13 protein-coding genes are annotated in these 15428 nt (G+C 68.5%); 7 read left to right on the top strand and 6 right to left on the bottom strand.

The window, feature by feature from the left end:
- Positions 1-146: 146 nt before the first annotated feature.
- On the top strand, positions 147-434 hold the full coding sequence (locus P7644_RS02510) for a DUF3567 domain-containing protein (protein ID WP_404301429.1): 288 nt from the start codon (positions 147-149) through the stop codon (positions 432-434).
- Between the two features lie 182 nt (positions 435-616).
- On the opposite strand, the gene P7644_RS02505 is transcribed toward P7644_RS02510, so the two are convergent.
- From P7644_RS02505 to P7644_RS02495, 3 genes are all read right to left on the bottom strand, one after another.
- On the bottom strand, positions 617-1168 hold the full coding sequence (locus P7644_RS02505) for a hemerythrin domain-containing protein (protein WP_404301428.1): 552 nt from the start codon (positions 1166-1168) through the stop codon (positions 617-619).
- Positions 1165-1863, bottom strand: coding sequence for a nitroreductase family protein (locus P7644_RS02500; protein ID WP_404301427.1), 699 nt, complete (start codon positions 1861-1863; stop codon positions 1165-1167). Before P7644_RS02500 ends, P7644_RS02505 begins: the two co-directional genes overlap by 4 nt.
- A gap of 90 nt (positions 1864-1953) precedes the next feature.
- The gene (locus tag P7644_RS02495) at positions 1954-4398 is read right to left on the bottom strand and encodes an adenosylcobalamin-dependent ribonucleoside-diphosphate reductase (protein WP_404301426.1); all 2445 of its coding nucleotides are present in this window, start codon (positions 4396-4398) and stop codon (positions 1954-1956) included.
- Positions 4399-4698: 300 nt separating this feature from the next.
- Here P7644_RS02495 and P7644_RS02490 point away from each other — a divergent pair, with 300 nt between their 5' ends.
- Positions 4699-5505: a ChaN family lipoprotein gene (locus P7644_RS02490; RefSeq protein WP_404301425.1), complete on the top strand. Its 807-nt coding sequence runs from the start codon at positions 4699-4701 to the stop codon at positions 5503-5505.
- A 7-nt stretch (positions 5506-5512) separates the two neighbouring features.
- Here the strand turns inward: P7644_RS02490 and P7644_RS02485 are convergent, their stop codons facing one another.
- The gene (locus tag P7644_RS02485; protein ID WP_404301424.1) at positions 5513-8188 is read right to left on the bottom strand and encodes an EAL domain-containing protein; all 2676 of its coding nucleotides are present in this window, start codon (positions 8186-8188) and stop codon (positions 5513-5515) included.
- 46 nt (positions 8189-8234) lie between these two features.
- On the opposite strand from P7644_RS02485, the gene purU reads away from it, so the two are divergent.
- From purU to P7644_RS02465, 4 genes are all read left to right on the top strand, one after another.
- Positions 8235-9083, top strand: coding sequence for a formyltetrahydrofolate deformylase (gene purU / locus P7644_RS02480; protein WP_404301423.1), 849 nt, complete (start codon positions 8235-8237; stop codon positions 9081-9083).
- A gap of 8 nt (positions 9084-9091) precedes the next feature.
- Complete coding sequence (locus P7644_RS02475; RefSeq protein WP_404301422.1) at positions 9092-9985, top strand: LysR substrate-binding domain-containing protein; 894 nt, start codon at positions 9092-9094, stop codon at positions 9983-9985.
- A 201-nt stretch (positions 9986-10186) separates the two neighbouring features.
- Complete coding sequence (locus tag P7644_RS02470) at positions 10187-11671, top strand: FAD-linked oxidase C-terminal domain-containing protein (protein WP_404301421.1); 1485 nt, start codon at positions 10187-10189, stop codon at positions 11669-11671.
- Between the two features lie 47 nt (positions 11672-11718).
- A complete protein-coding gene (locus P7644_RS02465) occupies positions 11719-12414 on the top strand; it encodes a MarC family protein (RefSeq protein WP_404301420.1) in 696 nt (231 codons plus the stop codon).
- Between the two features lie 6 nt (positions 12415-12420).
- Here the strand turns inward: P7644_RS02465 and P7644_RS02460 are convergent, their stop codons facing one another.
- Complete coding sequence (locus P7644_RS02460) at positions 12421-13560, bottom strand: aminotransferase class V-fold PLP-dependent enzyme (protein ID WP_404301419.1); 1140 nt, start codon at positions 13558-13560, stop codon at positions 12421-12423.
- 44 nt (positions 13561-13604) lie between these two features.
- On the bottom strand, positions 13605-14330 hold the full coding sequence (locus P7644_RS02455) for a YggS family pyridoxal phosphate-dependent enzyme (protein ID WP_404301418.1): 726 nt from the start codon (positions 14328-14330) through the stop codon (positions 13605-13607).
- 46 nt (positions 14331-14376) lie between these two features.
- On the opposite strand from P7644_RS02455, the gene P7644_RS02450 reads away from it, so the two are divergent.
- Positions 14377-15420, top strand: a complete 1044-nt coding sequence (locus P7644_RS02450; RefSeq protein WP_404301417.1) for a type IV pilus twitching motility protein PilT — start codon at positions 14377-14379, stop codon at positions 15418-15420.
- Positions 15421-15428: the final 8 nt, after the last annotated feature.

The raw sequence follows: 15428 nt of genomic DNA, 5'->3' as shown, positions 1-15428 counted from the left end.
CACCCAGCACCAGGGGCTATCCCGCGAATCGCGGTGCGCACCAGCCAAGACGCGCTTTCCGTGAAATACTGTCACTGACAGGCGCAGGACTTGAACTCCCGCCATGCGTTGCTATCTGATAGCCATACTGACAGGGGGACCACGCCATGCAAATGCTCTACGACTCTGACTCCTTTGTGGTGGTCCACATGCTGCCGGATGCCGCCCCCGATGGCGTCAATGAATCCACCCCGCAACCGCCCCAGCTGGTGCGCCACGGCTTTGAGATCGTGGACAAGCGCTCCGGCAAGGAGGTGTACCTGGACGGGTCCTGGGCCGAGCTGTTCCAACAGCAGATCCTGGCCTGGCAGCGCAATACCCCTACCCAGGAAGAGGTGGAAGACACGCTGGACGGCTACGTCGGACTGGCGCAGAATCCCGTCATAGTGCATTGAGTTTCGGGGTCTCACGACCCCTTCGCGGCCCACCCCCGGTAGGTCGCAGCCCCGCGAGGGGCACAGCGCGCCGTGGCTCCCCGCCACGGCGCCTTCGTTTTGGGCGCCGTCTGCCGCAACCACCAAAACTCCAGCCAAATTCGCCTTAAACGCTTATCTAACAAGCGTCAAAAGCTATCGTTTTATACGCGCACGCCGCGGCGCACCGCCATTTCCTGGCCCATGGCCCGCAGGGCCTCCATGTCCAGCAGTGCGCGCGCTGCGGGGTAGATGCTGTCGTCCTCGTGGCGCAGGTGGTCGGCGTAGCAGCCTGCGAAGCGGTCCAGCGCAGCCTCGTCCATGGGTGCAAAGCCCTGCAGCGCGCCTTGTGCGAGCCGCTCCAGGGGCTGGCGCGCCTCGGCCCAGCACTCGGCCATGAGCACATGGTCGTGCTGCAGCCGGCGCACCAAGTCGGCCACCACCCCTTCGGCGTGCGCGGCCAGCAGCGGCGCAAAGACATGCCGCTCCTCGTCCTCGTGGTGCAGGGGCGCCGCGATATCGAAGTAGCGCAGCACGTCGCGCGCCGCCTGGCGCGCAGAGTCGTCGCAACCCTCATCCTGCAGGTAGCCGCGCAGGCGCGCCAGCAGGGCGAGCGAGCGGCGCACGCGGTCGTGGCAGGCGTCGAGCATCTCAAAGGGCTGGTCAAAGCCTGCGCCCGGGCTGTGCATGCCGGGCAGGGACACTGGTACCGTCATGGCTCGGCGCCCGCGCCGCGGACTTCGATCGGCATATTCATTCGCGCCTCACTCTCCCCCTCCGCTCTCCAGGGCTGCACGCCCTGGCCCGGCACCAGGGTGGCGACATACTGCGCCGGCACGGGGCGCTCGCGTGCCGGCTTGCCCGACAACACCGTGCCTACGCTGACAAAGCACAGGGCGCGTTCGCCCTCCTGGAGCGCAAACAGCGTGCGCAGCGCCCGCGACTGCAGCGCCTTGCCGCTGGTGAGCGCCGAGCCAAAGCCCAGCGCCGTAGCCATGAGCAGCAGGTTCTGCACCGCGCAGCCTGCGGACAGGATGCGCTCGGCGGGCGCGATCTCGGGATCGCCGGCCAGCTCATCGACCACCAGGAGCAGCAGCACGGGCGCCCGGTAGGCCTTTTCGCGCGCCTGAGCCTGCTGCTCGGGCGTGGCCTCGGGGTCGCGCTCGCGCAGGGCCTGGGCAAACACATCGGCCAGCGCCGGACGCGCCGGCTCGGGCAGGAGCACGAAGCGCCAGGGCAGCAGGCGGCCATGATCGGGCGCATGGCCGGCCGCGGCCAGCATGGCCTGCAGCTGCGCGGCATCCGGCCCCGGGGCTCCGAGCCGCTTGGGCAGTATGGTCTGGCGTGCCTGCAGCAGGGCCGCCGCCATGTCGGCCAAGGCCGTGGGGACTGCGCTCAAAGGTAGCGGCATAAAAGGGAAAAACAGCTACATGCCTTATGCAGCAAGCGCCATAAGCTATCCAATCAATAGCATATGCGGCACTTGCCACCGGCATCGGTATCAGCCGCAGCTGCCCAGGGCACCGCACTGCGTGCAGTAGTCGCAGCCGTCCTTGCGGATCACGGCATGGGCGCCGCATTCGTGGCATTTCTTGCCGGCCATGGCGGGCGGCATGCCGGCGGGCATGTCGGGCTCGTCCAGCGGCAGCACCTGCTGTTGCGGCGCCTGGGCGCGGCGCGCCAGGATGTTCTGCACCGCATAGGCGACGGCCGCCACCTCGGAGTCGTGCCACAGCGGCACCTGGGCGCCGTCGGCGCGCTGGTAGGTGCCCAGGCGCACGGGGCCGCGATCCCAGGCCACCTTGCGCATGTCCGACAACGCGCGCTCCAGGAAGCCGCCGCGCGCGGCCAGCGACAACAGGCGCATGCTGGAGGTGATCCACTGCTGCGACTCGCTGCTCTGGCCCACGGGCATGAAGAACTCGATGGCCCGGTCGACCGTGCCGCCGCGCCCGTCGGGCACGGGCAGGAAGGAGACGATCAGGTACAGGCGTTGCTGGCCTTCCTGGGTCCAGTATTCGATCTTCTCGGCCACGGCATCCAGCCCGCCCTTGGGGCGGCTTTCGATGACGATGCGCATCGGATCGATGGCCTGCGCCGGCTCGGGCGTGGGCTCGCTCTTGGCGGGCTTGGCCTCCTGGGCCGGCGCGGCGGGCACCTCCAGCACCGCGCCCAGGATGCTGTTGGGGCGGTAGGTGGCCAGGCCCTTCAGGCCCGAGTGCCAGGCCTGCAGGTACAGGCCCTTGAAGTCGTCATAGGGATAGTCGGCCGGCACGTTCACGGTCTTGGAGATGGCCGTGTCCACATAGGGCTGCACGGCCTCCATCATGGCCACATGGTCGGCGGCAGCCATATCCATGGCGCTGACGAAGTACTCGGGCAGTTGCTTCACGTCGCCGCCCAGCGTCTTGTACAGGCGCCAGGCGTAGTCCTCGACCACGTACTCGCTCTTGCTGCCGTCGGCCTCGCGCTTACGGCGCGTGTAGGTCCAGGAGAACGGCGGCTCGATGCCGTTGGAGGCGTTGTCGGCAAAGGCCAGGCTCACCGTGCCGGTGGGCGCGATGGACAGCAGGTGGCTGTTGCGGATCCCGTGCTTCTTGATGGCCTTCTGGATGTCCTCGGGCAGGCGGCTGGCGAAGGTGCCCTTGGCCAGGTAGCCCTCGGCCTTGAACTTCGGGAAGGCGCCCTTTTCCTTGGCCAGCTCCACCGAGGCGCGGTAGGCCGCATTGCGCATGCGCTCGGCGATCTGTACCGCCATGTCGCGCCCGTCCTGGCGGTCGTAGCGCTTGCACAGCATGGCCAGGGTGTTGCCCATGCCGGTGAAGCCGACGCCGATGCGGCGCTTGGCGGCCGACTCGGCCTGCTGCTGCGGCAGCGGCCAGAAGGTCACGTCCAGCACGTTGTCGAGCGCGCGCACCTGGGTGGCCACGGCCTGCTCGAACGCGTCGAAGTCGAACGACGCCTCGCCGTGCAGGCCGAAGGGGTTGCGCACGAAGCGCGTCAGGATGATGGGCCCCAGGTCGCAGCAGCCATAGGGCGGCAGCGGCTGCTCGCCGCAGGGGTTGGTGGCCTGGATGGTCTCGGTGTAATGCAGGTTGTTGTCGGTGTTAATCTGGTCCAGGAACAGGATGCCGGGCTCGGCGAAGTCGTAGGCCGACTTCATGATCGTGTCCCAGAGCTCGCGCGCTCGCAGCGTGCGGTACACCCACTGGCCGTCGGCGCGCTGGTGTGCGCCCTCCTTGACCAACTCGGCGCCCGGTGTGGCGCTGTGCACCAGCTCCCAGTCGCGGTCCTGCTCCACGGCCTCCATGAAGGCATCGGGCACGCCCACGGAGACGTTGAAATTGTTCCAGCGCCCGGGCTGGCGCTTGGCGGTGATGAAGTCCAGCACGTCGGGGTGGTCGATGCGCAGCACGCCCATCTGCGCGCCGCGGCGTGCGCCGGCGCTCTCCACGGTGGAGCAGGACTGGTCGAAGACGTTGATGTAGCTGCACGGCCCCGAGGCCATAGAGGCCGTGCCCAAAACCCGCGCGCCGCGCGGGCGGATGCGCGAGAAGTCGTAGCCCACGCCGCCACCGCGGCGCATGGTCTCGGCGGCCTCGCGCAAGGCCTCGTAGATGCCGGGGTAGCCGGCATCGTCCACGCCCTGGATGCAGTCGCCCACGGGCTGCACGAAGCAGTTGATCAGCGTGGCCTGGATGTCGGTGCCGGCGGCGCTCATGATGCGCCCGGCGCCTATGGCGCCGGCGCGCAGGTTGTCCAGGAAGCGCGCCTGCAGCTGCTCGCGTATATCCTCACGCTCGACCGAGGCCAGGGCCCGGGCCACGCGACGATACAGATCCTCGACATCGCTCTCGCCGTCCTTGAAGTATTTCTCCCTCAGCACATCCAGGCTGATGGGCTGGACGGGCAGGCTGGGGGCGAGGTCGGCGATCTCACGTTGCATGACGGGGAAACTCCTGGGGGTGGTCAAAGGGGGAGCGATTGTAGGCAGTGCGAGGGTAGATTGTGCACCCGGAGCGGAACTTTTACATTCACCCCAAAGGCTTGACAAACGCTATATGTAGTGTGCCGCACCCATGCAATACACTTCCTGTAGCACCAGCAAGCCAATCGATGCGGGACAGCGCCGCCCCCACGGCCCCGGGCCATGCTTACACCTGGTTTCATTTTTTTGATGCACGCTTCAAGCCCCCACCCATCCGCCCCATGGACGCGCGCTTGCGTCCTGGCATGGCTGTCCCTGATGCTGCTGGCACTGCCGGGCTGCGCCGGACCCAGCGCCGGTCCGACCCAGGCCGAGCAGGCCTGGCACGCCCGACTGGCCGACTGGCAGGGCACCCAGGCGCTGCTGCTGGGCGAACAGCATGATGCGCCCGAGCACCAGCGCTGGCAGCAGGACACGGTGCGCTGGCTGGCCGCGCGCGGCCTCCTGGCGGCGCTGGTGATCGAGATGGCCGAGGCAGGCGCGGCCACCGACGGCCTGCCACCGGACGCGGACCAGGACCGGGTGCGCGCCGCCCTGCGCTGGAACGAGGAGCTCTGGCCCTGGGAGCGCTACCGGCCGGTGATCATGGCCACCGTGGCCGCGGGCGTACCGGTGCGCGGCGGCAATCTGCCGCGTGGCCGCATGCGCGCCGCCATGCAGGATGGGGCGCTGGACGGCCATCTGCCACCCGCGGCGCTGGCGCTGCAGCGCCAGGCCATCGCCGAGGGCCATTGCGGCCTGCTGCCGCCCGAGCGCCTGATGCCCATGGTGCGCATCCAGCTGGCGCGCGACGCCAGCATGGCCCAGGCGGTGCTGGACGCACGCCAGCGCGGGCGCACGGTGCTGCTGGTGGCCGGCTGGGGCCATGTGCGGCGCGACCTGGGCATACCTACCTGGCTGCCGGCAGATTTCACATCAAAAGTGGCTGTAGCACAGGCAGGGCAAGCGCAAACAGCTATTGAATCAGAAGCGAACTACATCCACCCCACCCCCGCCCTGGCGCCACGCGACCACTGCGCCGAGCTGCGCGCACGGATGCCCGTATCCACGCCTGCAGGGCGCTAGGCGCCGCTCAGGTAGCAGACTGCTGCGTCTGCAGCAGCTGCGCAAACTGCTCGGCGGGCAGGGGCCGGCTGCACAGGTAGCCCTGGTAGCTGTCGCAGCCGCGCTCGCGCAGAAAGGTCAGCTGCTCGGGCGTCTCCACCCCTTCGGCCAGCACCGTGAGGCCCAGGCTGTGGCCCATGGCGATGATGGTGGCGCCGATGGCCATGTCGTCGGCGCTGGCGGGGATGTCGCGCATGAAGCCCTGGTCGATCTTGAGCACGTCGATGGGAAAACGCTTGAGGTGGGCGAGCGAGGAATAGCCGGTGCCGAAGTCGTCCACCGCGATGCGCACGCCCAGGGCCTGTAGGCGCTGCAGCACCTGGCGCATTTCCTCGGGCCGCTCGGCCAGGGCGGACTCGGTCAGCTCCAGTTCCAGGCAGCCGGCCGGCAGGCCGCTGGCGGCCAGCGCCTGGGCCGCGCAGGCGGCCATGTCGTCCAGCTGGAACTGGCGCGGCGAGACGTTCACCGCCAGGCGGATCGCCGGCAGCCCGGCCGCGCGCCATTGCTGGCCCTGGCGGCAGGCCTCGTGCATGACCCACCGGCCCAGCGGGCCGATCACGCCCGAGGCCTCGGCCACGGGAATGAAACGCGCGGGCGAGATCAGGCCCTCCTCGGGGTCCTGCCAGCGCACCAGCGCCTCGGCGCCCTCGATGCGGCCCGTGGCCACATCCACCTGCGGCTGGTAGTGCAGCAGCAAGTGGCCTTGCGCCAATGCCGTGCGCAGCCGCGCCTCGATCTCCAGCCGCTCGCGCGCGGCCTGGGTCATGGATTCGTCAAAGAAGCAATGCGCGCTGCGCCCGCGCGCCTTGGCACCGTAGACGGCGGAATGCGCACCCTGCAGCAGCTGCTGCGCCGTGGGGGCATGCTCGGGGAACATGGCTATGCCGACGCTGACGCCGGCCACGACCTCGATGCCGTCCGGCGTGCTCCAGGGCTTGCTGACCGCGGCAATCAGGTGCTGCGCCACGGCCGCAGCACCTTCGGCATTCCTCAGGCCACGCACCAGCACCGCAATTTCATCACCCGCCATGCGCCCCACCAGGTCGCCGGGGCGCAGGCTCAGGCGCACCTGCTGTGCGATGTGCCGCAGCACCTCGTCGCCCACCGCATGGCCATAGCTGTCGTTCACGTCCTTGAAGCGATCCAGGTTGAGCAGCAGCACGGCCATCAGCTCGCCATGGGCCAGGGCCTGGCTCACGGCCTCCTCCAGCTGCTCGACAAACCAGGCGCGGTTGGGCAGGCCGGTCAGACTGTCGCGGTGCGAGAGGAACTCCAGCCGCTGGTGCTGGGCCTTTTCCTGCGAGATGTCGCTGAACATGCACACGTAGTGCGTCACCTGGCCGCCCTCATCGTGCACGGCCGACAGCGACATGCGCTCGGGGAAAATCTCGCCGTTCTTGCGCTTGTTCCAGATCTCGCCCCGCCAATAGCCCTTTTGCTGCAGCGCGGCCCACATGGCCTCATAGAACTGCTTGTCGTGGCGCTCTGACTGGAATATGCGCGGGTTCTGGCCCAGCAACTCGTCCTCGGTATAGCCCAGCAGGCGCGTGACCGCGGGGTTGATGGAAAGAATGCGGCCCTGCGCATCGGCCACCACCACGCCCTCGATGGCGTTGTCCACCACGGTGGCGGCCAGGCGCTGGCGCTCCTCAAAGGCGCGGCTGGCCGTCAGGTCGGTGAGGATGCCCGAGAAGCGCTCGGGCCGCCCCTGGACGCCGCGGTGGCACAGGCCGCGCGCCTGGAACCAGCAGTAGCTGCCGTCAAAGCGCAGCAGGCGCGCCGTCTCCACAAAAGGCTGGCCCGTGGCAATGGCCTGCTGCACCGCGCGGTGCACGCGCCGGTAATCCTGCGGGTGCAGGCGGCGCAGCAGGTTCAGCCCATGCGGCAGCTCCAGGCCCTGATAGCACAGCATGCGCGCCAGGCCCGGCGAATGGGTGGCGCGGCGCGCGAGCAGATCCCAGTCCCACAGGCCGCTGCCGCTGCCATCGAGCGCCAGGCGCAAGATGTTTTCGCTGCGCAGCAACTCCGCGCGCGCGGCCCCGATTTCGCCCAGGTCCTGCAGCACGCACAGCAGATGCGCCGGCATGTCGTCCGTGGCCGGCACATGGCTCACGGTGCACAGCACGGGCAGGGGCCGCCCTCCCCCTGCGCCCAGGCACAGGCCCTCGACCTGGTAATGGTCGATACGCCCGGCCAGCAGGCGCTGGAGCTGCTGCCCGGCCCTGGCGCGGCTATCGGGGGGCACCAGCTCGCCGAAGCCGCTGTGCTGCACCGCCGCCAAGGGCAGGCCCAGCCAGCCGCACAGCCGCTCATTGGCCCACATGAAGCGCATGCTCGCGGGCTCCACGCGCGCAATGCCCGCCGGTGCATGGCGCGCGATCTGCGACAGCTCCTGCGCCAGCGCCCCGCGCGCGCGTTCGGCGGCGCGCATGCGCAGCAGCAGCCACCAGGCCAGCACGCCGGTCAGCAGCACGTACAGCCAGCCCTTGGCGGTCTGCCAGCGCGCCAGCCGCAGCGGGTCGGCCACCAGCAAATCCAGCAGCCGATCGCCCGCAGCCACCCAGACCGCCCCCACGACCAGATACAGAGCCATGCCCCACCAGGGGCTCATCCGGGGGCTGCCCCCCGGCGTATTCGATCCCATCATCACTCCATCAGCACGGCCCGGGCCTGCTGCGACAATTCGCACCATGACCCCTGCCTACATACTTACCCTGTCCTGCCCCGACCGCCTGGGGCTGGTGCATGCCGTGTCGGGCTTTTTGCTCGAGCATGGCGGCAACATCGAAGAAGCCGCCCAGTACAACGACCAGGCCACCGGCCTGTTCTTCATGCGCGTGCAGTTCGCCTGCACGCAGCACGATGGCGCCACTTTGAGAGAGCACCTGGCCCGCTTTGCCGAACCCTACACCATGCGCTTCAGCCTGCACGCCAAGGCCCAGACCATGCCCGCCGTGCTCATGGTCAGCCGCGAAGGCCACTGCCTGAACGACCTGCTGTTTCGCGTCAAGAGCGGCCTGCTGCCCATCGACATCCGGGCCATCATCAGCAACCACCGCGACTTCTACCAGCTGGCGGCCAGCTACAACATTCCCTTCCACCACATTCCCGTCACGGCCGCCACCAAGGCCCAGGCCGAAGCGCGGCAATACGAGATCATCCAGGCCGAGGGGGCCGAGCTGGTGGTGCTGGCGCGCTACATGCAGGTGCTGTCCAACGACCTGTGCACCAAGCTGGCGGGCCGCGCCATCAACATCCACCACAGCTTTTTGCCCAGCTTCAAGGGCGCAAAACCCTATTACCAGGCGCACGACCGCGGCGTGAAGCTCATCGGCGCCACCGCCCACTACGTCACGGCCGACCTCGACGAGGGGCCGATTATCGAACAAGACGTGGCCCGCGCCGATCACACAGACACCGTGGAAGACCTCACGGCACGCGGGCGCGACACCGAAAGCCTGGTGCTGGCGCGCGCCGTGAAGTGGCACAGCGAGCACCGCGTGCTGCTCAACGGCCACAAGACCGTGGTCTTCCGCTAGCCCGCGCCGTGGCCGCCCCGTTCAGCGCCAGCGCCGCGCGGCGCATCCCGCCGATACAGTGCCTGCTGACCTTCGAGGCCCTGGCGCGCCTGCGCAGCGTGACGCAGACGGCCGACGAGCTGTGCGTCACGCCCAGCGCCGTGAGCCACCGCGTCAAGCAGCTGGAGCAAATCCTGGGCACGCGGCTGTTCGGGCGCGCCGACTTTTCCCTGACCACCGACGGCAGCGCCTACCTGGCGCAGGTGCGCGAAGGCCTGTCGGCCCTGCAGCGCCTGCCGGGCCACGCCATCAGCCCCGGCCGGCGGCGGCTGAAGATAGCCGTCACCCCCACCTTTGCGCGCGCCATCCTGATCCCGCGCCTGCGCCAGTTCACCGAGGCCTACCCCGAGATCGACCTGGCGCTGCAGGTCTCCATCCCGCTCCTGGACGTGGTGGCCGAGGACGCCGACCTGGTGGTGCGCTACGGCCCCGGCCACTACGCCGACATGGAGCATGTGGAGATCGCGCGCGACATGCTCACGCCGCTGGCCTCGCCCGCCTTCGTGCGCGAGCATGGCCCCTTCGAGCGACCCGAGGACCTGGAGGGCCTGCCGCTGCTGCGCAGCCCGCTGGAGCCCTGGCGCACCTGGTTCGCCGCCGCTGGCCTGGCCTGGGCCGAGCCCAACGAGGGCTCGCAATTCAACGACGTGGGCCTGATGTGCGACGCCGCCGCCGCCGGCATGGGCGTGGCCCCGGTGCGCCTGAAGCTGGCCGCGCCCTGGCTGGACCAGGGCACGCTGGTGCGCCTGTTCGACATCCTGGCCCCCAGCCCCTACGCGCATTACCTGTGCTGGCGCACGGGCACCATGGATCGCTGGGAATGCGCGGCCTTTGCCGACTGGCTGCGGCGCACGATGGGGTGACACCCCCTGAGGCGCTTCGCGCCCTGGCCTGGGTTGCGCCGGTTTTCAGCGGCACGAATTAATACAAGACAAATAAGGCATTAGCCCTTATTCATCAAGCGCAAGCAGCTATCAATACAAAAGCAAATACCGTAATCTGGCTCACGCCCGCCTGCAAGAAAACTCACACCGCGCGCGCGCTCCATGGCCTACAGTCACGCCATGCCCAGCCCCACAGCCACCGAGCGCGCCGAGCGCCAGCGCGCCGTTGTACAGGCCCTCTCTGCCTGCGTGCCGCAGCATGCGCTGCTCTGGCAGAGCGAGGACACCACGCCCTATGAGTGCGATGGCCTGACCGCCTACCGCCAGCGCCCGCTGGTCGTCTGCCTGCCCGAGACCGAGGACGAGGTGCAGGCCGTGCTCAAGGCCTGCCACCGCCTCGGCGTGCCGGTGGTCGCGCGCGGTGCGGGCACGGGCCTGTCGGGCGGCGCCATGCCGCACGCCATGGGCGTGACGCTGTCGCTGGCCAAGTTCAACCGCATCCTCGACGTGGACCCCGTGGCCCGCACGGCGCGCGTGCAGTGCGGCGTGCGCAACCTGGCCATCAGCGAGGCCGCCGCGCCCCACGGCCTGTACTACGCGCCCGACCCCAGCAGCCAGATCGCCTGCACCATCGGCGGCAACGTGGCCGAGAACTCGGGCGGCGTGCACTGCCTGAAGTACGGCCTGACGGTGCACAACGTGCTGCGCGTGCGCGGCTTCACCATGGAGGGCGAGCCCATCACCTTCGGCAGCGAGGCGCTGGACGCGCCCGGCTACGACCTGCTGGCCGCCGTGATCGGCAGCGAGGGCATGCTGGCCGTGGCGCTGGAGGTCACCGTGCGCCTGATCCCACAGCCGCAGCTGGCGCGCTGCATCATGGCCAGCTTCGACGACGTGCGCAAGGCCGGCGACGCCGTGGCCGCCGTGATCGCCGCCGGCATCATCCCGGCGGGCCTGGAGATGATGGACAAGCCCATGACGGCCGCCGTGGAGGACTTCGTGAAGGCCGGCTACGACCTGACGGCCGAGGCCATCCTGCTGTGCGAGAGCGACGGCACGCCCGAGGAAGTCGAGGAAGAGATCGCCCGCATGAGCGAGGTGCTGCGCGGCGCGGGCGCCACGGCCATCTCGGTGAGCGGCGACGAAGCCGAGCGCATGCGCTTCTGGAGCGGGCGCAAGAACGCCTTCCCGGCCAGCGGCCGCATCAGCCCCGACTACATGTGCATGGACTCGACCATTCCAAGGAAGCGCCTGGCCGACATCCTGCTCGCCATCCAGGCCATGGAGAAGAAATACGGCCTGCGCTGCTGCAACGTGTTCCACGCCGGCGACGGCAACCTGCACCCGCTGATCCTGTTCGATGCCAACGACCCGGACCAGCTGCACCGTTGCGAGCGGTTCGGCGCCGACATCCTGGAGACCAGCGTGGCCATGGGCGGCACGGTGACGGGCGAGCACGGCGTGGGCGTGGAAAAGCTCAACTCCATGTGCGTGCAGTTCACGCCCGAGGAAAACGCGCAGATGATGGCGCTGAAGACCGCCTTCGACCCAGCCGGGCTGCTGAACCCCGGCAAGGTCATCCCCACGCTGAACCGCTGCGCCGAGTACGGCAGGATGCTGGTGCGCGGCGGGCGGCTGGCGCACCCGGATCTGCCACGTTTTTAGCGGTCAAGTCGCGGTCCGCATGGCACGGCGCGCGTACAGTTACGCGCATGGACCTGTCCCCCTCCTTGTTGCTGGCGGCCTTTGGCAAGAGCCTGCTGTTTGCGCTCGCCGGCGTGCTGCCCATCATCAACCCGCTGGCGTCGGCGCCGGTGTTCGTCGATTTCACGCGCGGCCTGAATGACAGCGGCCGCGCCCGGCTGGCGTGGCGCATCGGCAAGAACGCCGCGCTGCTGCTGGCCGGGGCCATGCTGATCGGCTCCTATCTGCTGAATTTTTTCGGCGTATCGCTGCCGGTGGTACGCGTGGCCGGCGGCATGGTCGTGGCCTCCATCGCCTGGCGCATGCTGCACGCCCAGCAGGGCGCCAGCGAAGACACGACGCACATGGCGCAGTCCCTGAACGAGGACCGGGTGCGCATCAAGGCCTTCTATCCGCTGACCTTTCCACTGACCTGCGGCCCCGGCTCCATCGCCGTGGCGATTGCCATCGGCGCCAGCCTGCACACGCGGCGCAGCGTGACGGAAACCATGGCCAACATCGCCGGCGGGCTGGCGGCTGCCGTGCTGCTCGGCATGCTGGTGGCCCTCACCTTCCGCTACGCCGGGCGGGTACTGCAGCGCCTGGGCGAGACCGGGCAGATCGTGTTCCTGCGCCTGATGGCCTTCATGCTGCTGTGCGTGGGCGTGGAGATCATCTGGGATGGCGCGCGCGCCCTGCTCATGGGCATCATGGCAACGGGTTGACGGCCCTCACGCAGCGGCGGCGGCCACCTTGTCGAGCGCCGCGGCCAGGTGGCCCACGGTGCGGTCCACGTTGTGCCACTTCTCCAGGCCGAACAAGCCGATGCGGAAGGTCGTGAAATGGGAGCCCTCGTCGCACTGCAGCGGCACGCCCGCAGCGGTTTGCAGACCCACGTCGAGGAATTTCCTGCCGCTCTGTATGCCGGGGTCGTTGGTGTAGCTCACGACCACGCCGGGGGCCTTCCAGCCCTCGGCCGCCACACTGGGAAAGCCGCGTGACTCCAGCAGCGCACGCACCTTGGCGCCCAGTTCGACCTGCTCGGCGCGCACCCTGTCAAAGCCATAGTCGCGCGTCTCCAGCATCACGTCGCGCAGCCGCACCAGCGCGTCGGTGGGCATGGTGGCGTGGTAGGCATGCTGGCCCTTTTCGTAGCCCTCGGCGATCTGCATCCATTTCTTCAGGTCGCACGAGAAGCTGGAACTGTGCGTGTGCTCTATGAGCCCGCGCGCACGCTTGGAGAGCATCACCATGGCGCAGCAGGGCGAGCTGCTCCAGCCCTTTTGCGGCGCGCTGATGAGCACGTCCACGCCGGTCTTTTCCATGTCCACCCACATGCCCCCCGAGGCCACGCAATCGAGCACGAAGAGCGCACCCACGGCATGTGCGGCCGCGCTCACGGTGCGCAGGTAGTCGTCGCTCAGCATGATGCCGCTGGCCGTCTCCACATGCGGCGCGAACACCACCTTGGGCTGTTCGGCGCGGATGGCGGCCGCCACTTCCTCGGCCGGGCATGGGGCCCAGGGCGCCTGCGGGCCATCGCCCTGGCGGCGCGCCTTGCACACCACGGCGCCTGCACCCAGGCCACCGGCATCGAAGATCTGGCTCCAGCGGTAGCTGAACCAGCCGTTGCGCACGATGAGTACCTTCTCATGGTTGGCAAACTGGCGCGCCACGGCCTCCATGCCGAAGGTGCCGCTGCCCGGCACCAGCACCGCCGTGTGGGCGTGATAAACGTCCTTCAGCGTAGCGAGAATGTCCTGCATCACGCCGGTGAAGCGCCGAGACATGTGGTTGAGCGCGCGGTCGGTGTAGACCACCGAGAATTCAAGCAGGCCATCGGGATCGACGTCGGGCAGCAGACCGGGCATGGGGCATCTCCATTTACATTGATGTGGCGAGTCAGCTTAGCACCTCAGGCCGGCCGGGCGCCGTAATCGCGTGCCCCAAAGATGCCGCTGCCCACGCGCACCATGGTGCTGCCGGCGGCCACCGCGGCCTCCAGGTCGCCGGTCATGCCCAGCGACAAGGTGTCGAAGTCCTCGAATCCCGCTCCCCCCTGATCGCGCAGCGCCTCAAACAGCTGGCGCACACGCAGGTGCACGGCGAGCTGCGCCGCGTACCCGGGCGCCTCATCGGGAATGCTCATGACGCCGCGCAGCCGCAGCCGGGGCAACTGCGCCACGGCGCGCGCAAGCTGCAGCGCCTCATCGGGCGCCACCCCCGACTTGGTGCTGGCGCCATCGACGCTCACCTGTATGCATACCTGCAGCGGCGGCAGCCGCGCCGGGCGTTGGCCGGACAGGCGCTCGGCAATCTTCAGCCGGTCCACCGTGTGCACCCAGTCGAAATGCTCGGCCACCAGGCGCGTCTTGTTGCTTTGCACCGGGCCTATGCAATGCCACTCCAGCGGCTCTGGCAGGCCCAGGGCCGCAACCTGGGCCATCTTTGCCACGGCCTCCTGGATGTAGTTTTCGCCAAAGCGGCGCTGACCGGCACGTGCCGCTTCGCACACGGCCTCGGGGCCGAAAGTCTTGGACACGGCCAGCAGGGCCACGGCGTCTGGGGCGCGGCCCGCGGCCAGGCAGGCCTGTGCGATACGGGCGCGCACGCCCTGGAGGTTGCTGTCAATCATCGTCATAATGTGTCGCCAAGCGTATCAAACGAAAACGACTCAAAGGGAATCCGTGGACATCACCCAGTTGCTCGCCTTCAGCGTGAAGAACAAGGCGTCTGACCTGCATCTTTCCGCAGGCCTGCCGCCCATGATCCGGGTGCATGGCGATGTGCGGCGCATCAACGTCGACGCACTGGACCACAAGACCGTGCACGCCATGGCCTACGACATCATGAGCGATGCCCAGCGCAAGGCCTATGAAGAGTTTCTGGAGGTCGACTTTTCCTTCGAGATCGACGGCCTGGCACGCTTTCGCGTGAATGCCTTCAACCAGAACCGCGGCGCAGCCGCCGTCTTTCGTACCATCCCGAGCAAGATCCTGACGCTGGAGCAGTTGGGCGCCCCGAAGATCTTTGCCGACCTGGCGCTGAAACCCCGCGGCCTGGTGCTTGTGACCGGCCCCACGGGCTCGGGCAAGTCCACCACGCTGGCGGCCATGGTGAACCACCTGAACGAATCCGAGTACGGCCACATCCTGACCATTGAGGACCCGATCGAATTCGTGCACGAATCGAAGAAATGCCTGATCAACCAGCGCGAGGTCGGGCCCATGACGCTGTCGTTCTCCGCCGCCCTGCGCTCTGCCCTGCGCGAGGATCCGGACGCCATCCTGGTGGGCGAGCTGCGCGACCTGGAGACCATACGCCTGGCCATGACCGCGGCCGAGACCGGCCACCTGGTGTTCGGCACGCTGCACACCTCCAGCGCCGCCAAGACCATAGACCGGGTGATCGACGTGTTTCCGGCCGAGGAAAAGGAAATGGTGCGCGCCATGCTGTCCGAATCCCTGGTGGCCGTGGTCTCGCAGACGCTGTGCAAGCTCAAGGACGGCTCGGGTCGGGTCGCGGCGCACGAGATCATGACCGGCACCAGCGCCATCCGCAACCTGATCCGCGAGGCCAAGGTGGCGCAGATGTACTCCACCATCCAGACCAGCAACAGCGTCGGCATGCAGACCCTGGACCAGAACCTGACCGACCTGGTGCGGCGCAACATCATCAGCCCCGCCGAGGCGCGCAGCAAGGCCAAGATTCCGGACAACTTCCCCGGTTGAGACCCTCT

The organism is Alicycliphilus denitrificans (genome assembly GCF_044792555.1).
Taxonomy (GTDB): Bacteria; Pseudomonadota; Gammaproteobacteria; order Burkholderiales; family Burkholderiaceae_C; genus Alicycliphilus; species Alicycliphilus denitrificans_A.
The sequence above is the reverse complement of the archived record's forward strand: the minus strand, read 5'-3'. Positions and strand labels throughout refer to the sequence as shown.

What these genes read in the sequence shown, in the direction of transcription:
- P7644_RS02495 (WP_404301426.1), bottom strand. Translation starts at nt 4,398, where the DNA reads ATGCAACGTGAGATCGCCGACCTCGCCCCCAGCCTGCCCGTCCAGCCC.
- P7644_RS02460 (WP_404301419.1), bottom strand. Translation starts at nt 13,560, where the DNA reads ATGCCCGGTCTGCTGCCCGACGTCGATCCCGATGGCCTGCTTGAATTC.
- P7644_RS02485 (WP_404301424.1), bottom strand. Translation starts at nt 8,188, where the DNA reads ATGGGATCGAATACGCCGGGGGGCAGCCCCCGGATGAGCCCCTGGTGG.
- P7644_RS02455 (WP_404301418.1), bottom strand. Translation starts at nt 14,330, where the DNA reads ATGACGATGATTGACAGCAACCTCCAGGGCGTGCGCGCCCGTATCGCA.
- purU (WP_404301423.1), top strand. Translation starts at nt 8,235, where the DNA reads ATGACCCCTGCCTACATACTTACCCTGTCCTGCCCCGACCGCCTGGGG.
- P7644_RS02500 (WP_404301427.1), bottom strand. Translation starts at nt 1,863, where the DNA reads ATGCCGCTACCTTTGAGCGCAGTCCCCACGGCCTTGGCCGACATGGCG.
- P7644_RS02510 (WP_404301429.1), top strand. Translation starts at nt 147, where the DNA reads ATGCAAATGCTCTACGACTCTGACTCCTTTGTGGTGGTCCACATGCTG.
- P7644_RS02465 (WP_404301420.1), top strand. Translation starts at nt 11,719, where the DNA reads ATGGACCTGTCCCCCTCCTTGTTGCTGGCGGCCTTTGGCAAGAGCCTG.
- P7644_RS02470 (WP_404301421.1), top strand. Translation starts at nt 10,187, where the DNA reads ATGCCCAGCCCCACAGCCACCGAGCGCGCCGAGCGCCAGCGCGCCGTT.
- P7644_RS02505 (WP_404301428.1), bottom strand. Translation starts at nt 1,168, where the DNA reads ATGACGGTACCAGTGTCCCTGCCCGGCATGCACAGCCCGGGCGCAGGC.
- P7644_RS02490 (WP_404301425.1), top strand. Translation starts at nt 4,699, where the DNA reads ATGCTGCTGGCACTGCCGGGCTGCGCCGGACCCAGCGCCGGTCCGACC.